The sequence below is a fragment of the Pannonibacter anstelovis genome (assembly GCF_036881715.1).
GTDB classification, from domain to species: domain Bacteria; phylum Pseudomonadota; class Alphaproteobacteria; order Rhizobiales; family Stappiaceae; genus Pannonibacter; species Pannonibacter anstelovis.
Genome location: NZ_JBAKBF010000002.1, coordinates 310,684 through 331,835, shown reverse-complemented (window position 1 = coordinate 331,835; position 21,152 = coordinate 310,684). Strand labels below are relative to the sequence as shown.

The 21,152-nt window shown below is 63.7% G+C and carries 13 protein-coding genes, 1 pseudogene and 1 riboswitch; of the genes and pseudogenes, 8 read left to right on the top strand and 6 right to left on the bottom strand.

Translation table 11 applies throughout. From position 1 onward, the window contains the following. Positions 1 to 111 precede the first annotated feature (111 nt). Positions 112 to 4,449 carry a peptidoglycan-binding protein gene (locus V6L75_RS04335; RefSeq protein WP_334250282.1) on the bottom strand — a complete coding sequence of 1,446 codons (4,338 nt, stop codon included), beginning with the start codon at positions 4,447 to 4,449 and terminating at the stop codon, positions 112 to 114. Positions 4,450 to 4,819: 370 nt separating this feature from the next. Between V6L75_RS04335 and V6L75_RS04330 the strand changes: the two genes are divergently transcribed. From V6L75_RS04330 to V6L75_RS04310, 5 genes are all read left to right on the top strand, one after another. Next, positions 4,820 to 5,284, top strand: coding sequence for a MerR family transcriptional regulator (locus V6L75_RS04330; protein WP_050470901.1), 465 nt, complete (start codon positions 4,820 to 4,822; stop codon positions 5,282 to 5,284). 240 nt (positions 5,285 to 5,524) lie between these two features. Then, the gene (locus V6L75_RS04325) at positions 5,525 to 7,315 is read left to right on the top strand and encodes an acyl-CoA dehydrogenase C-terminal domain-containing protein (protein ID WP_334250281.1); all 1,791 of its coding nucleotides are present in this window, start codon (positions 5,525 to 5,527) and stop codon (positions 7,313 to 7,315) included. Positions 7,316 to 7,398: 83 nt separating this feature from the next. After that, positions 7,399 to 8,037 carry a glutathione S-transferase family protein gene (locus tag V6L75_RS04320; protein WP_334250280.1) on the top strand — a complete coding sequence of 213 codons (639 nt, stop codon included), beginning with the start codon at positions 7,399 to 7,401 and terminating at the stop codon, positions 8,035 to 8,037. A 24-nt stretch (positions 8,038 to 8,061) separates the two neighbouring features. Beyond that, positions 8,062 to 9,270: an acetyl-CoA C-acetyltransferase gene (locus V6L75_RS04315; protein WP_334250279.1), complete on the top strand. Its 1,209-nt coding sequence runs from the start codon at positions 8,062 to 8,064 to the stop codon at positions 9,268 to 9,270. Positions 9,271 to 9,293: 23 nt separating this feature from the next. After that, the gene (locus tag V6L75_RS04310; RefSeq protein WP_334250278.1) at positions 9,294 to 11,513 is read left to right on the top strand and encodes a 3-hydroxyacyl-CoA dehydrogenase NAD-binding domain-containing protein; all 2,220 of its coding nucleotides are present in this window, start codon (positions 9,294 to 9,296) and stop codon (positions 11,511 to 11,513) included. Positions 11,514 to 11,774: 261 nt separating this feature from the next. Here the strand turns inward: V6L75_RS04310 and V6L75_RS04305 are convergent, their stop codons facing one another. Then, positions 11,775 to 13,433 carry a lysine--tRNA ligase gene (locus tag V6L75_RS04305; protein ID WP_334250277.1) on the bottom strand — a complete coding sequence of 553 codons (1,659 nt, stop codon included), beginning with the start codon at positions 13,431 to 13,433 and terminating at the stop codon, positions 11,775 to 11,777. 225 nt (positions 13,434 to 13,658) lie between these two features. On the opposite strand from V6L75_RS04305, the gene V6L75_RS04300 reads away from it, so the two are divergent. Beyond that, on the top strand, positions 13,659 to 14,072 hold the full coding sequence (locus tag V6L75_RS04300; protein WP_334250276.1) for a tellurite resistance TerB family protein: 414 nt from the start codon (positions 13,659 to 13,661) through the stop codon (positions 14,070 to 14,072). A 37-nt stretch (positions 14,073 to 14,109) separates the two neighbouring features. Here the strand turns inward: V6L75_RS04300 and apaG are convergent. Continuing rightward, positions 14,110 to 14,503, bottom strand: a pseudogene (gene apaG / locus V6L75_RS04295) (Co2+/Mg2+ efflux protein ApaG). Positions 14,504 to 14,673: 170 nt separating this feature from the next. After that, positions 14,674 to 15,876, bottom strand: coding sequence for an O-succinylhomoserine sulfhydrylase (locus V6L75_RS04290; protein WP_334250275.1), 1,203 nt, complete (start codon positions 15,874 to 15,876; stop codon positions 14,674 to 14,676). Between the two features lie 40 nt (positions 15,877 to 15,916). Then, positions 15,917 to 15,996, bottom strand: a riboswitch (SAM riboswitch). Between the two features lie 154 nt (positions 15,997 to 16,150). On the opposite strand from V6L75_RS04290, the gene V6L75_RS04285 reads away from it, so the two are divergent. Beyond that, entirely contained in the window at positions 16,151 to 17,245 is a 1,095-nt protein-coding gene (locus tag V6L75_RS04285; protein WP_334250274.1) for a 2'-deoxycytidine 5'-triphosphate deaminase, read from the top strand. 73 nt (positions 17,246 to 17,318) lie between these two features. Here V6L75_RS04285 and V6L75_RS04280 read toward each other — a convergent pair whose 3' ends face one another. Together V6L75_RS04280 and V6L75_RS04275 are read right to left on the bottom strand one after the other, a co-directional pair. Then, on the bottom strand, positions 17,319 to 17,966 hold the full coding sequence (locus V6L75_RS04280; protein ID WP_334250273.1) for an alpha/beta family hydrolase: 648 nt from the start codon (positions 17,964 to 17,966) through the stop codon (positions 17,319 to 17,321). A 104-nt stretch (positions 17,967 to 18,070) separates the two neighbouring features. Further along, positions 18,071 to 18,790: a transporter substrate-binding domain-containing protein gene (locus V6L75_RS04275; protein WP_334250479.1), complete on the bottom strand. Its 720-nt coding sequence runs from the start codon at positions 18,788 to 18,790 to the stop codon at positions 18,071 to 18,073. Positions 18,791 to 19,296: 506 nt separating this feature from the next. Between V6L75_RS04275 and V6L75_RS04270 the strand changes: the two genes are divergently transcribed. Further along, positions 19,297 to 21,069 (top strand): glycosyltransferase family 2 protein, encoded by a 1,773-nt coding sequence (locus V6L75_RS04270; protein WP_334250272.1) that lies wholly within the window; start codon positions 19,297 to 19,299, stop codon positions 21,067 to 21,069. The last annotated feature ends 83 nt before the right edge of the window (positions 21,070 to 21,152 follow it).

Below are 21,152 nucleotides of genomic sequence, written 5' to 3'. Positions count from 1 at the left end.
TACCGGCTTGCGGCAGCCGCACGAAGCGCGGCGCCTGAACGGAAAGACACGTGTTAAAAGGGCTGCTTTTGCAGCCCTGTCAACCTTGGAATTTCAGCAGCCTGCTCAAGTTCAGACCGAACGTCCGAGCAAGGCCCTGATCAGACCAGCATCCACTGTTCCGGTTACCGGAAGGTTGGCGCTGCGCTGAAAAGCTTCGATCGCCAGACGCGTCTTGGGGCCCATCGAACCATCAGCCGCGCCGGGATCAAAACCGAGCTTCTGCAGCAGGGCCTGCACCTGAAGAATCTCGTTCACTTCCCCGCCCGCGGATGCGTTGACGGGCATGGCTACGGCTGCCTCATCCCATGCCGGGTCCAGAAGAACGGTGTTTGCTGCCGGATTGAGGTCCTTCAGCTTGAATGTCTCAACCGCCAGACGGGCAGCAGCAAGGCCGCTGGCGTCGAGCATGTTGGCCACATCGTCACGCTTGCGGGCAGCTTCCGCATCTCCGCCGCGTGCGGCAATGGCGAACCACTTGTAGCTCTCCACCAGATCCTTCTGCACGCCAATACCCCGGGCATAGAGGATGCCCAGATTGTAGAGGCTGTCTGCAACACCGTGCTCGGCAGCGGACTTGAACCACTTGGCAGCTGCGCTCATGTCCGGCTGGCCTTCCGCGCCCTCAGCATAAATGACAGCGAGGTTGTGCATGGCCTTGGCGTTTCCAGCCTCGGCCGCCTTGAGATAGAGCTCACGGGCCTTGCCAAGATCGCGCGGCACGCCACGGCCTTTTTCATAAAGGCTGGCCAGTCGGTACTGCGCCGGAGCGAGCCCCTTGGCCGCCGCTCTTTCATACCAGCGGGCAGCTTCCGCCAGATCCGGCGTTACACCCTTGCCTTCGGTGTAATGGACACCGATCTGGAATTCCGCTGCTGCATTGCCCGCGGCAGCAGCGCTGCGCAGGGCCATCGGACCAGCCGTATCCGGAGGCAGGGCACCGGCATCAGCACCGGACTGCGGATCAGCCGCAGCAAGGCTGGCGGGTGGCTGCTGCTGCGGCCCGGTGACAAAAGGTGTATCGCCGAACTTGCCGCTGATTGCAGGCGGCGCAAAGGCAAGATCAGGCGCCATTTCCGGTGTCTGACCAGAAGGCTGTGCGGAGACCGCTGGCGGAACCTGGGCGGCAGGCTTCTGGTCCAGAGGCATGGCCTCACCGGCTGGCGGTGTCACATTGCGCGCGGGCGCTTCTGCCACCTGCGTCTGCCCGGCCGTTGAACCGGGCTCTGCCGTGGCCGCATCGAGAGCATCGGCAATGTCCTCCTCGGTCAGCTCCAGAACGGGCTGCGTGCCGGTTCCGCCCGAAGCTTCAGCCAGCTGCTTGCCTTCGTCCTGAGCATCGGGCGCCGATGCCGTATCGCCGTCCCCGGTCGACAGACGGAAGACCTGCAACGTGCCGATTGCCAGAACGACCGCTGCCGCTGCCAGCAGGATCGCACGCTTGCGGCCGGTGCCAAACAGGCTGCTGCTGCCGCTGCCTGCGGTTTTTTCGTCGCGGATACCGGCGGCAAGGCCAGCCAGATCGAGGTCACCGGCAACCTTGCCCTCACGCGCCGAAGCCGTCTGCGGCTTGCCCACGATAGGCTCGATCTTGGCGCGGCCGGAGCTCTCCACAGACGCTTTTTCCGGCTTGCGGACTTCATCCTGCGCGGCATTCTTGGCTGCCGCCTTGACCGTATCCCTGCGCAGGGCACGGCGGAACCAGCTGGCGCGGCTATCGCTGGCAGCGTCGCCATCTTCATCCTGCTCAAGCTTGGCCTGCTGCTGAACTTCGGCGGATGCTGCATGGGCCGCACGGCGGGCAGCGGCAATGAAATCGGCCTTGCGGTCACGGGTGCGGTCGCGCGGACGCTCGCTTTCACCGGCAGCGGAGGCACTCAACGGCAGCCCGGGCAGCGGAGAACTGCGGGTACTGCTGCCTTCCCCACCCTGGCGGGAGGCCGGGCCACGGCCCAGCGTGTTCCGCTCCAGCGAGTCAAGCCGGTCGGTGATGCCGGTCAAAATGGACTGAACGCCATCAAAGGTGTTGCGTGTCCGCGTCTCTGACCCCTGCGCGGCGTCCATAAGACGGCGCAGATCATCACGCAGCGCCCCGATGGCGCCATCATATTCGTCGGTGGCCGGAGCCTTTTCCATCACGGCGCGGCGGGCGGCCTTTTCAGCCACCTCGATCACTTCCTCGCGGGTGGCCCGCAGGTTGTTCTCGATGCGCGACAGCACCTTCTCGATACCAGCAACGCTGGACAGGCGCCCTTCCGTTGCCTGCAGCTGATCCGCCAGCGCACTGATCTTGCCAGTGATCTGGTCAAGGCGGCGGTCATCGAAGCTGTCACCGCCGCGGGAGACTGCGTCCGCCAGTTCGCTGATGCGCGCTTCAAGCGCCGCCACGGAGGGCGCAGGCTGCTCGACCGAACGGCGGATACCGGCGATCTCGCTGCGCAGCGCGGCCATGTCCTCAGCCGTCACGCTGTCACGCGGTGCGGACAGTCGGCCAGACAAATCCGAAATCTGCCGCTCAAGCTGGGCCAGCATCTGCGCTTCAAAGGCACTGCCCTCGCCGAAGGACGGCAGGTTCACGGGCTGGCTGGCACGTTCCTCAATGCGGGCAATCTGGCTGTGAATGCCGTCGAGCCGGTTCTCCAGCTCGGCAAAGGCGCGGTCATAGGCAGGCTGCGCCGTGCCGCCTTGTTCGATGCCGGAAAGCCTGTCCATGATTTCGTCGAGACGGTTGTCCACCTGGCCGAAGCGGGCATCATCGCGCCCCGCGCGGCCGTCCTCGCGCGACAGCATGCCGAAGATCTCCTCCAGCCGCCCGTTGAGGCGGTCAAGAGCTTCGGCATCCGGCATGCGGTCTTCCATCGCAGACAGGCGGTCATCAAGGCCGCGCTGCTCGCGCGCCAGAATTTCCAGCTCGTCCAGGCGGCTGGCGACAAAGCGGATGCGGTCATCCACCGAACCGATGAGCCCGGTGAAATCGACCTGCTCGACCAGACGGCGCATGTCGCGTAGTTCCTGCCGCAGCGGCTCGATATCCGGGCGGGCATGGGAGCGCAGCAGGCTTTCCACCCGGTCGGAGATATCGCCCACCCGGCCTTCCAGTACCATCAGATGCTCGGCGCGCGGCAGCGAGGCAAGGCCGTCCTCGATTTCCACCAGACGGGCGCTGAGATTGCGCACGACACGCGGATCAACGGCAGAACGGGTGAGCTCGTCCAGCCGCTGCACCACATGGGCGTAACCCATTTCCAGCGACTTCAGCGTGCCATCCACATTGGTCTGACCGATCAGCGTCTTCAGGCTGGAAATCTCGCCGCGCAGTTCCTTCGCCAGACGGTCGTTGCCACCTCCGGCGCGCAGGCCCTCGACCATTTCCGCCAGACGGCGCATCTCAAGCCGGTCGCTGTCATCGCGGCGGGCGGCAGGCATGTTGCCAATGGCTTCGCGCAGGGAACCGATTTCCTGCCGCACCACATCCAGCGCCTCTTCCTGCGGGTGGCGCAGGGCGTCAATGCGGCGGGCCAGATCCTGATAGAGGTGACGGGACTGCTCCTCTCCCTCACGGGCGGCCTGCCCGGCCGCAGTACGGCGCGGGGCGGGGCGGGAACGGGTGTCCTGTGCCTCGAAGTCTTCCTCGATCAGCCGCTCCAGCGGGCTGCCACGGCGGCGCGGCTGTGCCGGGGCACGGCGCGGGGCGCGGGCTGCAAGATCGTCTTCGTCATCCAGTTCCGCACCGGCTGCCAGTTCATCGAAGTCATAACCGGGCACGCCACGGCCCTTCTTCGGCATCGCGGCACGCTGGGGCTGGGGACTGCGGGGCTGAGGCCGTACAGAAGCACGGGCGCGCGCCTCATCTTCGTAGTCCTCATCCTCGAATTGAGATCCGTAAACGCTGCTGCCGAAGTCTGCCTCATCGTCCGCCGCTTCATGGGGCCGGACGGGCGCGGACAGGGTTTCCACACGGCGGTCCAGACGCTCCAGCGCCTCGAGAACGGCGTCGATCCGGCCGGACGCAGCCGGGCGGGCGGGGGCAGCCTCACGGCGCGCGCGCGCGGACCGTTCGCCCTGCTCTGCGGCGTCATGGGCCGGGCGGCGGCGGCTTTCTTCGGGCTTGCGGCGGGCTCGCTGACGGCTGTTCATCAGACGGTCCAGCTCGCTTGCCACCTCTTCCAGTTCCTGCGCAGTGTCGGAGGCATGGCTTGTCCGGCCAATGCTGCCGGCAGCAGTGGAGGTGCGCGTCAGCCGCTCGACACGCTCCTGCGGACGCTCTGCCCGCAGGCCATAGCCCGCATCAAAGCCGTCATCCTCTTCGTCATATCCCGGACCATCCCAGCCGTCATGGCTACGCCGGGCATATCCCGCGTCATGACGTACGCTGCCGCTTTCAGGCTTGCGGGTTTTCCAAGAGGACATTGACTGGACCTGGCCTTGCGGTCGTGCTGACCATTGAACACAAGAGATGCTGCAGAAGCCCGGAACGCGATACTGACTTGGCAACGAAGCAATTGATGAATCTTTGTCGTGTTAGGGTAAACACCGCGTTAACTGGCACTGCATGTTGCAACAGCAGGCCACTGGAAACGCGCTCCGGCGGGGCTGTGTCTCAAAAAATTGCGTAAGGTCACTGGACCGTTCCGTAAACGTAAGGTAAGGCAGTGACAAGCAAGCGGCCTCACGCCCATCCCCCTCAAGGGCTGTGATGCCAAGGGCAGCCGCCCGCATGCACGTCAGAATTTCCTCAGTACAGCAGGTTCGGCCACGAGCGGACGGACAGGACAAGGCAATGAGCGAAGCACTTTCCATTCAGGACGGCAACGAGATTGCCGATGTCGTAGCCGCAGCCGACGACAGCACCAAGAAGACCCAGTTCACAATCGGCGACCTTGCCAAGGAATTCGGCGTAACACTGCGCACCTTGCGTTTCTATGAGGACCGGGGCCTGCTGAACCCCAAGCGTGATGGCCTCAACCGCGTTTACACCCGCCGTGACCGCGCCCGCCTGAAGCTCGTCGTCATGGGCAAGCGGGTTGGCTTCTCCCTGTCCGAGATCCGCGACATGCTGGATCTCTATGACCTGCGCGACGGCCAGGTGACCCAGCTGCGCGTCGCACTCTCCCGCTTCAACGAGCAGATCGCCGTGCTGGAAACCCAGCGCAAGGACATTGATCAGGCGATTGAAGAACTGTCGCGCACCGTCGCAATCGTCTCCGGAATGTTGAAGCACAAGGAAAACGAAGGCGGGGAGTGATCCCGGTCCGGCCGCCATTTTCTCCTGGCGGCAGCAAAACAGCGTGCAAGACCATCAAAACCGGGGCCCTCGCTCCGGTTTTTCGCTTTTCGTGACACGGTTTTCATTCATTTCACGCAAAAACAGGCGTACCTTCCCCAAGGACATGGCTTGCCCGCCCGAAAATTGAGACGTATATATCGGGAGAGGTGACGTTTACGGAAACGTCAACTGCCAACGGTTACGTTCTGGGAGGAATTGATGCCGGCTTACCGTGCTCCCGTCGAGGACACCCTCTTCCTGCTCAACGATGTGTTCGGCTACGAACGCTACAGCAATCTGCCAGGCTTCGCTGATGCGACGCCGGATCTGGTGGAAGCCATCCTGCGCGAAGGCGCCAAGTTCTGCGAGGAAATCGTCCAGCCCCTGAACCAGACCGGTGACCGGGAAGGCTGCACCCGCCATGAAGATGGCCGGGTGAGCGCACCCAAGGGCTTCAAGGCTGCTTATGACGCCTATTGTGAAGGCGGCTGGGGCGGGCTGTCGGTCAGCCCGGACTTCGGCGGTCAGGGCCTGCCGCACACGCTGGCCATGATCATGGCCGAATACATGTCTTCCGCCAACATGGCCTTTGCCATGTATCCGGGCCTGACGGCTGGCGCCATCGCCGCCCTCACCCTGCATGGCACGGATGCGCAGAAGGAAATCTATCTGCCGAAGATGGTGGCGGGCACCTGGACCGGCACGATGAACCTGACCGAGCCCCATTGCGGCACGGATCTGGGCCTCATCCGCACCAAGGCAGTGCCGCAGGGCGACGGCAGCTATGCCATCTCCGGCACCAAGATCTTCATTTCCGCCGGTGAGCACGACATGGCGGAGAACATCATCCACCTGGTCCTAGCCCGCATCGAGGGCGCGCCGGAGGGCGTGAAGGGCATCTCGCTCTTCGTCGTGCCGAAATTCGTTCCCGCCGCCGACGGCACGCCGGGCGAGCGCAACGGCGTGTCCTGTGGCTCCATCGAGCACAAGATGGGCATCCACGGCAATGCCACCTGCGTCATGAACTATGACGGCGCCCGCGGCTGGCTGGTCGGCGAGGAGCACAAGGGCCTGCGCGCCATGTTCACCATGATGAACGAGGCCCGCCTCGGCGTCGCGGTACAGGGTCTGGCCCAGTCCGAAGTCGCCTATCAGAACGCCGTCATCTATGCCAAGGACCGCATTCAGGGCCGCGCCCTGACCGGGCCGAAGGCTGCAGACAAGGCGGCTGATCCGATCATCGTGCATCCGGACGTGCGCCGCGTGCTCATGTCGATCCGCTCCTTCAACGAGGCGGCCCGTGCTCTGGTGCTGTGGACTGCCCTGAAGGGCGACGTGTCGCACCGCTCCGAAGACGAGGCCGAGCGCATCAAGGCCGACGACATGATGGGGCTCATGACTCCGGTTCTGAAGGGCGTGCTCACAGATACCGGCTTTGCCAATGCGGTCAACGCCCAGCAGATGTTTGGCGGCCACGGCTATATCGCCGAATGGGGCATGGAGCAGTTCGTCCGCGATGCCCGTATCGCCATGATCTACGAGGGCGCCAACGGCATTCAGGCGCTGGACCTCGTCGGCCGCAAGCTTCCGGCCAATGGCGGGCGTGCCGTCATGGCCTTCTTCGAGGAGGTTGGCGCCTTCCTGAAGGCCCACAAGGAAGACGAGGCGCTGGCGCCCTACACCAAGCCGCTGAAGCAGGGGCTCGATCATCTGCAGGCCGCGACGATGTGGTTCATGCAGAACGCCATGAGCAACCCGGACAACGCGGGCGCAGGCTCCACTGACTACATGCACCTCTTCGGGCTGGTCGCCCTTGGCTACATGTGGGCGCAGATGGCCAAGGCAGCGCAGGCAAAGATCGCCAGCGGCGAGGAGACCGAGCGTTTCGAGGCCAAGCTGACCTTCGGGCGCTACTTCATGGAACGGACCATGCCGGAAACGGGTGCGCATCTCGCCCGCATCACCAGCGGCTCCGGCACCATGATGGCCCTTGCGGCGGACGCATTCTAAGTCTCTGATACGCCATAGCCCCGGACATCATGCCCGGGGCAGCCCCGCAAGAGAAAAGCCCGCCGCTGCGGGCTGGAGGTTTCATGGCCGAGTATGTCCTGCATTGTTTCGCCCAGTCCGGCAACGCCTACAAGGTTGCCCTCATGCTCCAGCTTGCCGGAGCGGAGTGGGAGGCCCGTTTCTGCGACTTCTTCAACGGCGCCACCCGCACGCCGGAGTTCCGCGCTGAAGTGAACGAAATGGGCGAGATTCCAGTGCTGGAACACAAGGGCCTGAAGCTCAGCCAGTCTGGCGTCATTCTTGATTATCTCGCCGAAGAACTGGGCGAGTTCGGCGCCCACACGGAAGACGAGGCCCGTGAAATCCTGCGCTGGGTGCTGTTCGACAACCACAAGCTCACCAGCTACACCGCAACGCTCCGTTTCCTGCGCCAGTTCGCCAAGACCGGCGAGACGCCGGTGACGGCCTTCTTCGAGGCGCGGGCCAAGTCCGCCTATGCCATTCTCGACAAGCATCTGGAAGGGCGCCGTTTCGTGGCGGCGGACCGTCCGACGACGGCGGATCTGTCCCTGTGCGGCTACCTCTTCTGGCCCGAAGAGATCGGCATCGACTTTGCCCCCTACCCCAACATCGCCCGCTGGCTGGATGCAATCCGCGCCCTGCCCGGCTGGGTGCACCCTTATGAACTCATGCCGGGGCACCCGCTGCCCGCCAAGGCCTGACAAGAAACACATCAGGAGGAAACCATGCCCGAGGCCTATGTATTCGACCATGTGCGCACCCCGCGCGGGCGCGGCAAGAAGGACGGCAGTCTGCACGAGGTAACCGCTGTCCGCCTTGCCGCCACCGCGCTGGAGGCACTGCGCGACCGCAACAAGCTGGACACCCGTCAGGTGGACGATCTGGTGCTGGGCTGCGTCGATCCCATTGGCGAGGCTGGCGGCGACATCGCCCGTGCGGCGGTGTTTGCGGCTGGTTATAACAACTCGGTCCCGGGCATGCAGATCAACCGCTTCTGCGCTTCTGGCCTTGATGCGGTGAACATGGCCGCCGCGCAGGTCATGTCCGGCCAGCACCAGCTGGTCGTGGCAGGCGGCGTGGAAAGCATGAGCCGCATCGGCATCGGCGCCTCAGGCGGTGCCTGGCCAGTCGATCCGCAGGTGGCCCTGCCCTCCTATTTCATGCCGCAGGGCGTCTCGGCGGATCTCATCGCCACCAAATACGGCTTCACCCGCGACGACTGCGACGCCTATGCGGTGGAAAGCCAGAAGCGGGCGGCAAACGCCTGGGACAAGGGCTATTTCAACAAGTCGGTTGTGCCGGTGAAGGATGTCAACGGCATCACCATCCTTGGCCGTGACGAGCACATGCGCCCCGGCACGGACATGCAGTCGCTGGCCTCGCTCAACGCCTCCTTCGAGATGATGGGCGCAATGGGCGGCTTTGATGCGGTGGCCATTGCCGCCCATCCGGAGCTGGAAAAGGTGCGCCATGTGCACCATGCGGGCAATTCCTCCGGCATCGTTGACGGCGCCGCCGCCGTGCTGATCGGCTCGCGCAAGGCTGGCAAGTCGGCTGGCCTCAAGCCCCGCGCCCGCATCCGCGCCTTCGCCAACATCGGCTCGGAGCCCGCGCTGATGCTGACCGGCCCGGTGGATGTGACGGAAAAGCTGCTCGCCAATTCCGGCATGAAGCTGAAGGACATCGACCTGTTCGAGATCAACGAGGCCTTCGCCTCCGTGGTGCTGCGCTACCGGCAGGCCTTCGACCTTGATCCTTCGGTCGTCAACGTCAATGGCGGAGCCATCGCGCTCGGCCACCCGCTGGGCGCCACCGGCGCCATGATCCTCGGCACGGTTCTCGATGAACTGGAACGCCGCGACCTGAACACTGCCCTTGTCACCCTCTGCATCGGCGCCGGCATGGGCACGGCGACGATCATCGAGCGCGTGTGACAAGAGACCGGAGGAGACAAGCCATGACCTACAAGAACTTCACTCTTGAAACCGGCGCTGACGGCATCGCCCTGATCACCTGGGACATGAAAGACAAGTCGATGAACGTCATCGACATGTCCGTGATGGACGATCTGGAGGCCATCGTTGCCCATGTAGCGGCCACGGAAACCATCAAGGGGGCCATCATCACATCCGGCAAGGCCGCCTTCTCGGGTGGTGCGGACCTGACCATGCTGGAAGGCCTGCTCAAGGGCTTCCATTCGGAGCGCGCGAAGGACCAGGAAGCTGCCGCAAAGGCGCTGTTCGAGGGCTCGCGCCGCCTGTCGCTGATCTACCGGAAGCTGGAGACCTGCGGCAAACCCTTCGTTGCTGCCATCAACGGCACCTGCATGGGCGGCGGCACCGAGCTGGCCCTTGCCTGCCACGCCCGCGTGGCCGCCGAAGACGACAGCTTCAAGATGGGCCTGCCGGAAGTGAAGGTCGGCCTCTTCCCCGGCGCTGGCGGCACCCAGCGCGTCATGCGCATGACCGACGCGCAGGCCGGTCTTCAGTTCCTGCTGCAGGGCCAGACCCTGCGCGCCGCCAAGGCCAAGCAGATGAAGCTGGTGGACGAGACGGCAGCGCCGAAGAAGCTTGTGGAGACCGCCCGCAAGATGCTGCAGGCAGGCGTCAAGCCGGTGAAGCCGTGGGACGAGAAAGGCTTCAAGCTGCCGAACGGCCCGGTCTATTCCCCCGCCGGTTTCCAGTTCTGGCCCGCCGCCAACGCCATCTACCGGCGTGAGACCCACGACAACTATCCCGGCGCCCGCGCCCTGCTGAAGTCTGTCTTCGAGGGGCTGCAGCTGCCGATGGATCTCGCCCTGCAGGTGGAAAGCCGCTATTTCGCCAATGTGCTGCAGAGCCCGGAAGCAGCGAACATGATCCGCTCGCTCTTCGTCTCCATGCAGGAGCTGAACAAGGGCGCCCGCCGTCCGCAGGACGTGAAGCCCAACAAGATCAAGAAGATCGGCGTGCTTGGCGCAGGCTTCATGGGCGCGGGCATCGCCTATGTCACGGCCAAGGCCGGGATCGACGTGGTGCTGATCGACCGGGATCAGGCCGCCGCAGACAAGGGCAAGGCCCATTCGGACGAGCTGATGAGCAAGGCCGTCTCACGCGGCCATGCCACGGCCGACGAAAAGGAGAAGCTGCTCGCCCGCATCACCCCGACGGACAACTATGACCTTCTCGCCGACTGCGATCTGGTGATCGAGGCCGTGTTCGAGGATCGGGAAGTCAAGCGCGTGGTGACGGAAAAGGCAGAAGCGGCGATGAAGACCCGCGCCATCTATGCCTCCAACACCTCCACGCTGCCGATCACCTCGCTGGCGGAAGCCTCGTCCCGCCCGAAGAACTTCATCGGAATCCATTTCTTCTCGCCCGTCGACAAGATGATGCTGGTGGAAGTGATCCTCGGCAAGAAGACCTCGGACAAGGCACTGGCCATGGCGCTGGACTACATCAAGGCCATCAAGAAGACGCCGATCGTCGTCAACGACAGCCGCGGCTTCTACACATCGCGTGTGGTTATGACCTACATCCGCGAAGGCCTGATGATGCTGGCCGATGGCGTTCCGGCGGCCATGATCGAGAATGCGGGCAAGATGGCAGGCATGCCGGTCGGCCCGCTGTCGCTGGGCGATGAAGTGGCACTGGATCTGGCCTGGAAGATCGTCTCGGCCACCCGCAAGGACCTTGGCGTCAACTATGTGGAAGGCCCGCTCGACAACATCCTTGAAGAGATGGTGGTCAAGCGCGAGCGTTTCGGCCGCAAGAACGGCAAGGGCTTCTACGACTACGCAGGCAAGGAAAAGAGCCTGTGGCCGGGCATTCCGGAAGTCGTGGGCAAGCCCAAGGCAGCCGATCACTTCAACATCGAGGAGCTGAAGCAGCGGCTTCTGGTGATGCAGGCGCTGGAAACCGCCCGCATCTTCGAGGAAAAGTGCCTGACGGACGTGCGCGAGGCCGACGTCGGCTCGATCCTCGGCTTCGGCTTTGCCCCTTACACCGGCGGCACGCTGAGCTACATCGACATGATGGGTACGCACGCCTTCGTGGAGCTTTGCAAGAAGTTCACCAAGAAGTGGGGCCCGCGCTTCAAGCCTAACCGCCTGCTGCGCGAAATGGCCAAGACCAACGAAACCTTCTACAGCAAGTTCCCGCCCAAGGCCGAAGCTGCCATCACGGCGGATGCAGCCTGACAGGTTCTGTTAGTTAACCTCGACGCCCGGCCACGTGCCGGGCGTTTTGCTTTTTTAGCCGCTCATCGATGCGAAGCGGTGATGGAACGGGCATGTCGCGAGGCTGCCCCTCTGGAGAGATCACGGCATGGATGCCATGGTCGAGCCATGGCATCCATGCCGTTACCCGTCATCACGAGAAGCGGTGCGCCCTGCCCCAAAAACAAAACCGCCGCAGCCCTTGCAGGCTGCGGCGGCTCAAAACGTCAAAACTTCAAAGGCTCAGGCAGCCAGTTCACCGCTGAGGGCCTTGGCGATAAGCGCGCGGGTTTCGGCGATGCCGTAGAGCGCCACGAAGGAGCCGAAGCGCGGGCCCTGCTCGAGGCCCAGCAGCACCTTGTAGAGCACCTGGAACCAGGCCACCGACACACCGGGGCCACCGTCCGGGCTCTTCTTCGTGTGATCCTGATACCGCTCGATCTTGCGCGCCACATCCAGCACAGCGTCCTGAATGGTGTTGCCATCGGCACCGGCCGGCAGGGCAGCCAGCGCGGCATCGAGGGCTTCGAGAGCTGTCCGCTCCACATCGTCCGGAGCGCGGAACTGCTTGGACGGCTTAACGAAGTCATCGAAGTAGCGGATTGCATAGGTGACGAGTTCGTCCAGCTTCGGATGGGTGTCCTTTGTCACGCCCGGCGCATAGCGGGTGATGAAGGCCCACAGCACGTCCTTGTTCTCGGCGTTGGAAGCCGAGACGAGGTTCAGCAGCATGGCGAAAGGCACCGGCGAGCTGATTTCCGGCACGTTGCCGGAATGGATGTGCCAGGCCGGGTTCATCAGCTTCTGTTCCGGCGTCATCTCCGCGAACTTGCCCGCAAAGGCGAGATACTCATCCACGGCACGCGGGATCACGTCGAAATAAAGCTTCTTCGCGGTCTTCGGCTTCTGGAACATGTAGAGCGCAAGGCTCTCCGGCGAGGCGTAGGTCAGCCATTCGTCGATGGTCAGACCGTTGCCCTTGGACTTGGAGATCTTCGAACCGTCATCAGCCAGGAACAGCTCGTAGACGAAATGCTCCGGCGGAGTGCCGCCCAGCACCTGACAGATGCGGTCATAGACCGGCATGTTGGGGCCGTGGTCCTTGCCGAACATCTCGAAGTCAACGTTGAGCGCAGCCCAGCGGGCGCCGAAGTCCGGCTTCCACTGCAGCTTCACCTTGCCGCCGGTGACCGGCAGTGTCACGTCGGTGCCGTCCTCATCCTCGAACGTGATGGTGCCTTCGCGGGCATTCACGTCTTTCATCGGCACGTAGAGCACGCGGCCGGAAATGGGCGAGATCGGCAGGAACGGGCTGTAGGTGGCACGGCGCTCTTCGCCGAGCGTCGGCAGCATCACATCCATCAGTTCCTGATACTTCTCAACGGCCTTCAAGAGAATGCCATCCAGCTTGCCGGACTTGTAATACTCGGTCGCGCTGGCGAATTCGTATTCAAAGCCAAAGGTGTCGAGGAAGCGGCGCAGCATGGCGTTGTTGTGGTCGCCAAAGCTCTTGTAGTCCCCGCCGAAGGGGTTCGGCACCACCGTCAGCGGCATCTGCAGATAGGGCTTCAGCGCTTCCTGATCCGGCACGTTTTCCGGGATCTTGCGCATGCCGTCCATATCGTCGGAGAAGCACAGCAGACGGGTCGGGATCTTGTCTTCGGTGAGGATGCGGAAGGCCGTGCGCACCATGGTCGTGCGCGCCACCTCGCCGAAGGTGCCGATGTGGGGCAGGCCCGAGGGGCCGTAACCCGTTTCGAACAGGACCGGGATCGAGGGATCACGTTTCTCGATGCGCTTCACCAGTTTGCGGGCTTCCTCGAACGGCCAGGCCTTGGAGGTCCGGGCCGCCTCGACAAAAGCGGGCGACAGGTCAAGCGCAGGGAGGGAACGTTCACTCATAATCTCAGATGGTCCGTGATGTTTTCGGGAATCCGGTTCCGTTGCCCGCGTGATCCTGCGGGCGGCCGGAGCGCGGACACTAGAAAAGGCGCGGGCTTGCGTCAATCAAACTCTGCCTGCGGGACGGCCACGGAGGCACAATTATTTACGGCCCTTCTTGAAGGCGGCCTGCCGAAGCATTACCCATTGAGCCTTGAAACTGTTCAACAGGACCGTGCAGCCACAATGAGCAAGCCGTTCAGCATCCAGGAAGCCCTGATCTATGTCATGGTCATCACATCGGCCTCCGATGGGCTGATGACCGATAATGAGCTTGCCACCATCGGCGATGTGACCCGCATGCTGCCGGTCTTTGATGGCTTCGACCCGGCCAACGTGCTGCCTGCGGCCCAGCGCTGCACCCAGCTGCTGCAGGCCGAGGACGGCATGAATGACGTGCTGACCATCATCGCCGAAACCCTCCCGCACCTGCTCTATGACACAGCCTATGCGCTGGCGGTGGAGGTCGCGGCTTCCGACATTGCGGTCTCGAAGGAGGAAATGCGCATCCTGCAGATCCTGCGTGACCGGTTCCGCCTCGACAAACTGACCTGCGCCGCCATCGAGCGCGGCGCGATCGCCCGCTACCGCCTCGCCTGAGAGGCCTCCGGCGGAGCGGGCTTGTGCGGAGTGGGTTTCAGTTCAGAAACCCGCGCCGGTTTGGAGTGTCCAGCGAGAAGGGCGGGATGGAGACATTCATCATGCGCCCGTCCGGCAGCTCCATCAGATAGGCGCCTTCCATGATGCCGGAGGGCGTCGTCAGCGGGCAGCCGGAGGAATATTCAAAGGCTTCGCCGGGCTTGATCACCGGCTCTTCCCCGACCACGCCAGGCCCTTCCACTTCCTGCATCTGACCGTTGCCGTCCGTAATCAGCCAGTGGCGGCGGCGCAGCTGTACCGGCACATCCCCGAGATTGACGATCTCGACGGTATAGCCCCAGACATAGCTCCCCTCCTTCCGGCGAGGACTGGTCCGCCAGATAGAACGGTCCGACTGTGACCTGTATCCCGTTGGTAACGGCCCGGTACATGGCCTTCCGGCTCCTCAACAATTCGTGAAGCGGAACAGGCTGTTGCCGGCTCCGCGTATCATTTTCAAGATATAGAGCGCCGCAACGCACCCGAAAAGTGCAGCCGTGAAAATGACTGACGGGGTGGAGCGCTTTCAAGCACTCCACCCCGTGCTGATATCGTTCCGTGCTCAGCGGGCTGCCGCCAGCGCCCGCTCGATGTCCTCGAGAAGGTCCAGCGGATCTTCGAGGCCCACGGACAGGCGCAGCATGCCTTCGGTGATGCCCAGTTCCAGCCGCGCCTCTTCGGCAACACTCTTGTGCGTTGTCGTGGAGGGATGAGTGATCAGACTCTTGGCGTCGCCCAGATTGTTGGACAGCTTGATCACTTCCAGCGCGTTGGTGAAGGCGAAGGCTGCTGCCTTGCCGCCCTTCAGCTCGAAGGCCAGCATGGTGGAGCCGCCGCGCATCTGCTTGCGGGCAACAGCGGCCTGCGGATGGTCGTCACGGCCCGGATAGATCAGGCGGGCAATGGCAGGGTCGCCCGCCAGACGGTCCGCAATGCGGGCCGCGCTGGAAGACTGCTGGGCGACGCGCAGCGGCAGCGTCTCCAGCCCCTTCAACAGCACCCAGGCATTGAACGGGCTCATGGCTGGGCCGGTGTGCTTGACCAGCGGCAGTACTTCTTCCTCGATCCACTTGGCATCGGAGAGGACGACACCGCCAAGGCAGCGGCCCTGACCGTCGATGTGCTTGGTGGCCGAATAGACCACAACATCGGCACCCAGCTTCAGCGGCGACTGGAAGATTGGCGTGGCAAAGACGTTGTCGATGATGACGCGGGCGCCAACGGCATGAGCGATTTCCGCCACGGCGGCGATATCGATCACATCCAGCGTCGGGTTGGTCGGGCTTTCCAGGAACACGGCCTTGGTGCCCGGCTTCACGGCAGCGCGCCACTGGTCAAGGTCGGTGCCATCTACAAGCGTGCTGGTGACGCCAAAGCGCGGCAGCAGGGTCTCGACAATGTAACGGCAGGAACCGAAAAGCGCCTTGGCAGCCACAACATGGTCACCCGCCTTGACCGAGGCCATCAGCGCCAGATTGACGGCGGCCATGCCGCTGGCGGTGCCGATGGCCGCTTCGGCTTCTTCCAGCTCGCACATGCGCTGCTCGAACATGGCAACGGTGGGGTTGGAATAGCGCGAATAGACATAGCCCGGATCCTCGCCGTTGAAGCGCGCTTCCGCTGCTTCCGCATTGGCGTAGACAAAGCCTTGCGTCAGGAAGATGGCTTCGGACGTTTCGCCGTGCTGAGAGCGGATGGTTCCGCCATGGACCAGACGGGTGGCCGGACGCAAGGGGCGGGAGGACGGGGTATCGGATGCGCTCATCGGTCTTCGCTCCAGAAACAAAAAACCGGCCATAAAGGCCGGGTGTTTCTCCCCGGCCTCTTTAGCAACTTGTTTAACGTGGCTGCAAGCCGGCCGGCTCAAATCACCACGGATCCTGTTCCGCCAAATACGCCATTCAGGGCCTGCGGTCAATCTTTGCCAGCGGTGAACCAGCCATGAAAGGGTTGGCCAAGGCCCTGCCATCGGCTAATGACAGCGCAGAGGAAGATAACGTCCCTCCCCGGCTCCCCCCGGGCTCCACGAAAGGCTTGTCATGCGCCCAGACGGCATTCTGCCCGCCCACATGATCGAGGACATGTTCCGCGCCGGAACGATCCGCAGCGAGCTGGCGCCAGTTGACGGCCAGATCCAGCCGGCAAGCCTTGACCTGCGTCTTGGCGGGCTCGCCTACCGGGTGCGCGCCAGCTTCCTGCCGGGCAATAACGTCAGCGTTGCGGACAAGCTGGATGCCTTTGCGCTGCACAGCATCGACCTGACACGTGGCGCTGTGCTGGAAACGGGCTGCGTCTACATCGTGCCGCTGCAGGAAAGCCTCGCCCTGCCCGATGCTATCTCAGCCACGGCCAACCCGAAAAGCTCCACCGGCCGGCTTGATGTCTTCACCCGCGTCATAGCCGATGGCGGGCGCGCCTTTGACACGGTGCCTGCCGGTTACAACGGGCCGCTCTATGCGGAAATATCGCCGCTCACCTTCCCCATTCTGGTGCGCAGCGGTTCGCGCCTGTCGCAGATCCGCTTCCGCGCCGGTGAACCGCTGATCCCGGACAGCGAGCTGGAAGACGTGCATGCGCGCCTGCGCCTTGTCTCCGGCGGCATGGAACGCATCGGCGGCGGCGTGCAGCTGTCCATCGATCTGGAAGGCTCCGGCGATGGCAGCCTTGTCGGCTACCGCGCCAAGCATCACACAGGCGTCATCGACGTGGACCTGAAGGACGCGCATCACCCGCTGGATTTCTGGGACCCGATCTACCGGCGCGGCGCGGCCGAACTGGTGCTTGACCCGAACGAGTTCTACATCCTCGTCAGCCAGGAAGCGGTGCATGTGCCGCCGGATTTTGCTGCCGAGATGGTGCCCTTCGATCCGCTGGTAGGTGAATTCCGCGTGCATTACGCCGGCTTCTTCGACCCCGGCTTTGGCCACAGCACCGCTGGCGGCACAGGCTCACGCGCCGTGCTGGAGGTGCGCTCGCACGACGTTCCCTTCATTCTGGAGCATGGCCAGACGGTTGGGCGGCTTGTCTATGAGCACATGGCCGAACGTCCGCACCGGCTCTACGGCGAAGGCATCGGCTCCAACTATCAGGGCCAGGAGCTGAAGCTCTCCAAGCACTTCCGCGCGCTCAGCTGATATGAACTCCCGATGAGCCTGGCTCATCGGGAATTGCTCAAGCCCGCGCGGCAGCCGCACCGGGCCTGCAATCTCAGGCGGCCAGAACCTTGCGGGCGAACTCCGCAACGGCCTTGGCGGTGGCCATGATGTTGCTGTCCCAAGTCGCGGGCGATTGGCCGCGGGGCCCCAGGTCGTGGTTGCCGTCTTCGAGGAACAGGATCTCGCAGGTGCCCGGCAGGGTCACGTCTTCCAGCTCGGCCTGACTGCCGAAGGGGTCACGCTCGCCCTGCGCAATGAAGATGGGGCGGCGGGCCTGTTCCAGCGGCTCAAGGCGCCAGACATCGGACTTGCCCTGCGGGTGGAACGGATAGCCGATACAGACAACGCCCTTCACGCGGCCCGGCAGCGAAGCGCCAGCCGTGAGCATGGCAGCGACACGCCCGCCCATGGACTTGCCGCCAATGAGGAACGGGCCTTCCACTTCGCTCATCAACGCCTGCATGGCCTTCTGATACGCGCCCACCAGCAGCTCTGCCTTCGGCGGCGGAGCCTTCTTGGCCGTCGTACGGCGGGCGGCCATGTAGGGAAACTCGAACCGCACCACGGCAATGCCTTCAGCCGCAAGGGCTGCGGCCAGCCGGTTCATGATGGCGGAGTCCATCGGCGCACCGGCGCCATGGGCCAGAAGCAAGGTCGCTTCCGGCGTGCCTTCCGGGCGGGTCCAGAGAAATTCGGTCATCAGACTGTCCTGTTGTGGCGGCGGATGGGCTCCGCGCGCAAAGAGTGACCCGGCTTATCCAGAACCGGGCGGTCTGGCAATGGCTTTGCTGGCGGACCGGGGGCTCAGTAGAACCCTACGGGGAAGTAGCGCAGGTAAAGCTCACCATAGATGCCCTTATCCTGCACCTGCCGCAGGGCATAATTCAGCGCATCCAGCAGCGCCTGGTCGTCACGGCGCAAGGCAATGGAAAGCCCGTCGCCAAAATAACGCGGTTCCAGCCAGGGGCCGGGCGCAAACCGGCAGCAGCCGTCCGCCTCCTTACCAGCAAGCCAGAAGGACAGCGCCATGCCGTCGCCGAAATGCACATCGGCCTTGCCCACCTTCAGCGCGGCCCTTGCCTCACCGGCTGTGGGGAACGGCTCGATGGCAAGGTCCGGGAAGGCTGCCTTCAGGAACGCTTCGTGGCGGCTGCCAGCTTCCACACTGATGCGCTTTGCGGATGGCATGCTGGGATCAAAGCTGTCCGTGCCCTGCCCCAACACAAACCGGGCGGGCAAGCGCATGTAGGTGTCGGAAAAGGCCATCTCCCGCCGCAGGGACTCCGTCTTGGCAAGGCCGGAGAGAATTGCGTCACCCTCTCCCGCCATCAGCGCATCCGGCAGCGCCTCGAAGGCCTTCACCCTCAGGCTGCAGGACGCCCCAAGCTCCTCGCAGACCGCACGCGCCAGATCCACGTTGAAGCCGGTCAGGCGGCCTTGAGGATCACGGAAGGAAAAGGGAGGAAAATCATCCGAGGCCAGGAATTCAATCTTCTCCGGCGGCTGAGCGGGGCGTTCGGCCAGCGCACGCGGATCGCGGAAGTTGGGAATGACGATGGTCTCGCCTGCTCCGCTGATTGCCTGGAGAGCTTCGGTTTCCTGCGCGAGTGCCGAGGCCGGTATAAAACCAACCGCAATTGAGAATAAAAAGTATAAAACTGTTGATTGTGGGAATATCTTCTGACGTACTCCTTGCAGCGGCCGGATGAGTGTGTGTCCGGCGGCCTCGGAAGGGGCGGGCGATGTCTGTGGTGGCAGAGGAGACTGCGTCAGACACTGTGAAGCTGCCAGGGTTGGCAGCGGAGCCCGGCGACGCTTTCCTGCAGTGTGAAACTCCGCTTTCCGGGTGGCAGACCGCGGCTTGTCCGGCCCCTTCAGAAGACGGGCCAGTCCCGAAAACGGAACGAAGCGCGCCGCAGCAATTGCTGCAAGAGGAGATGCATGTCCTTGTGTCACGGGGTCTTTCTGCCTCTGCGCTGCGGTCTGCCTGTCAGCTGGCATCCTATCACGGTGTTCATCCCGCGCACTACATGATGCGCAATTCCATCCTCACGGAAGAGGCCTATTACAGCGCTGTGGCAGAAGTCTGCGGCGTCCCCTATCTGCCAGTTGGCAGCTTCCGCCCGCAGCTGGTCAATGGCCATGTCCTGCAATGCGGGCCAGGTGAGGCGGGGCCGATGATGATCGGTCTAGGCCGGGACGGGCCAGTCTATGTGGTTGCGCCGGAGCCTGAGCACGTTTCCGAACTGCGCGCCTTCTTTCTGCGCCATCCGGACTGGAGTGCGGCCGTGCGCATCGCCACGCCTTCGGCCCTGCGCCACGCCCTGACGGTGCTGAATGCACCGGCCGGCGAACTGGAAGCCCGTTTTCCCCACATGTCGGCCCGCACCCGCGTGACGCCGCGCCAGCAAATCGGCGCGGGCGCCATGGCCGCCAGCTTTTTCGCCGGTATGCTTCTGCCCTTTGATGTGCAGATGCTGCTGCTGAGCCTTGTTGTAGGCCTTACCTGTATTCTCACCGCAATCGCCCGGCTTTCGAGCGCAAGGCAGGCACAGGATCGGGCCCGCATTGCCGCCGAAGAAGCCTTTTTTCAGTCCCAGCAGACGGCACCAGAGCGCCATGCCCGGCCACCTTCGGAAGAGTGGCCGCTCTATACGGTGCTCGTTCCGCTCTACAAGGAGGCTGCCGTCGTGCCGTCGCTGGTGGAAGGCCTTGCCAGGCTCGATTATCCGGCAGACCGGCTCGACATCCGTTTTCTGGTGGAGCAGGATGACCGGGAAACCCGCCTGGCGTTCAAGGGGCTGCTGCGCGCGGGCATGGAAGTGGTGGTGGTGCCGCCGGGCCATCCGCGCACCAAGCCAAGGGCTCTGGCCTATGGGCTGGAATCTTCCATGGGCGAATTCGTCACCATTTATGATGCGGAAGACCGGCCTGAGCCCGGCCAGCTGAAAAAGGCGGCACGCAAGTTCCGGGAAAGTCCGGAGAGCCTCGCCTGCCTGCAGGCGAGCCTTGTCATCGACAATGCGGAGGAGAGCTTTTTCACCCGCCAGTTTGCGATGGAATACGCGAGCCTGTTCGATCAGGTCATTCCGTGGTTTTCCGGCGAGGAGTGGCCCTTTCCGCTGGGCGGCACCTCAAACCATTTCCGCCGCGCGGCCCTCGTCACCGCCGGCGGCTGGGATCCGTACAATGTCACGGAGGACGCCGACCTTGGCCTGCGTCTTGCCCGCTTCGGCTTTTCCAGTGGCGCCCTCGACAGTGCCACCTATGAAGAGGCGCCGGTGACGTGGAAGGTGTGGTACGCGCAGCGGGCGCGCTGGTACAAGGGCTGGCTGCAGACAGTGCTCGTCCACATGCGCGATCCATCCATGCTGTGGCGTGACATGAGCCCGCGCCGGGCGGTGCCGATCGCCTTCCTCATCGGTGGCAGCCTGCTGACGCTCGCCCTTCATCCCATATTCTGCATGATCCTGATGGGCTACCTGATCGGCCTGTGGAACATGCCCGTGCCCGATGGGCTCATGTCCGACATCACCGTCTGCCTCAGCGCGCTGGCCGCCATTTCCGGCTATGGCGCCGCCGTCATTGCAGGGCGCAGCGCCGCGCGCGCCCGCGGCTTCGACCCGCGTTTCAGCGATCTCGCCCTCATTCCCGCCTACTGGCTCTGCGCCAGCTTCGCCTTCTACCGCGCCGTCTGGGACTTCTTCATCCGCCCCCACCACTGGCACAAGACCACCCACGGCACCGCCCGCAAGCGCAAGACACCGGACTTCGGCAAGAAGGGGGAGGACAGGAGCGGGTAGAGGGCTGCCGAACCTCAAACGCTGAAGCTGGGCCGCAATTTCTCATGATAGACTTCCGACGCGGCCTGCCATTGAACTCACTT

Excerpts from the sequence above, each read along its gene's own strand:
- V6L75_RS04335 (WP_334250282.1), bottom strand. The coding sequence starts at position 4,449 with ATGTCCTCTTGGAAAACCCGCAAGCCTGAAAGCGGCAGCGTACGTCAT.
- V6L75_RS04330 (WP_050470901.1), top strand. The coding sequence starts at position 4,820 with ATGAGCGAAGCACTTTCCATTCAGGACGGCAACGAGATTGCCGATGTC.
- V6L75_RS04325 (WP_334250281.1), top strand. The coding sequence starts at position 5,525 with ATGCCGGCTTACCGTGCTCCCGTCGAGGACACCCTCTTCCTGCTCAAC.
- V6L75_RS04320 (WP_334250280.1), top strand. The coding sequence starts at position 7,399 with ATGGCCGAGTATGTCCTGCATTGTTTCGCCCAGTCCGGCAACGCCTAC.
- V6L75_RS04315 (WP_334250279.1), top strand. The coding sequence starts at position 8,062 with ATGCCCGAGGCCTATGTATTCGACCATGTGCGCACCCCGCGCGGGCGC.
- V6L75_RS04310 (WP_334250278.1), top strand. The coding sequence starts at position 9,294 with ATGACCTACAAGAACTTCACTCTTGAAACCGGCGCTGACGGCATCGCC.
- V6L75_RS04305 (WP_334250277.1), bottom strand. The coding sequence starts at position 13,433 with ATGAGTGAACGTTCCCTCCCTGCGCTTGACCTGTCGCCCGCTTTTGTC.
- V6L75_RS04300 (WP_334250276.1), top strand. The coding sequence starts at position 13,659 with ATGAGCAAGCCGTTCAGCATCCAGGAAGCCCTGATCTATGTCATGGTC.
- V6L75_RS04290 (WP_334250275.1), bottom strand. The coding sequence starts at position 15,876 with ATGAGCGCATCCGATACCCCGTCCTCCCGCCCCTTGCGTCCGGCCACC.
- V6L75_RS04285 (WP_334250274.1), top strand. The coding sequence starts at position 16,151 with ATGCGCCCAGACGGCATTCTGCCCGCCCACATGATCGAGGACATGTTC.
- V6L75_RS04280 (WP_334250273.1), bottom strand. The coding sequence starts at position 17,966 with ATGACCGAATTTCTCTGGACCCGCCCGGAAGGCACGCCGGAAGCGACC.
- V6L75_RS04270 (WP_334250272.1), top strand. The coding sequence starts at position 19,297 with ATGATGCGCAATTCCATCCTCACGGAAGAGGCCTATTACAGCGCTGTG.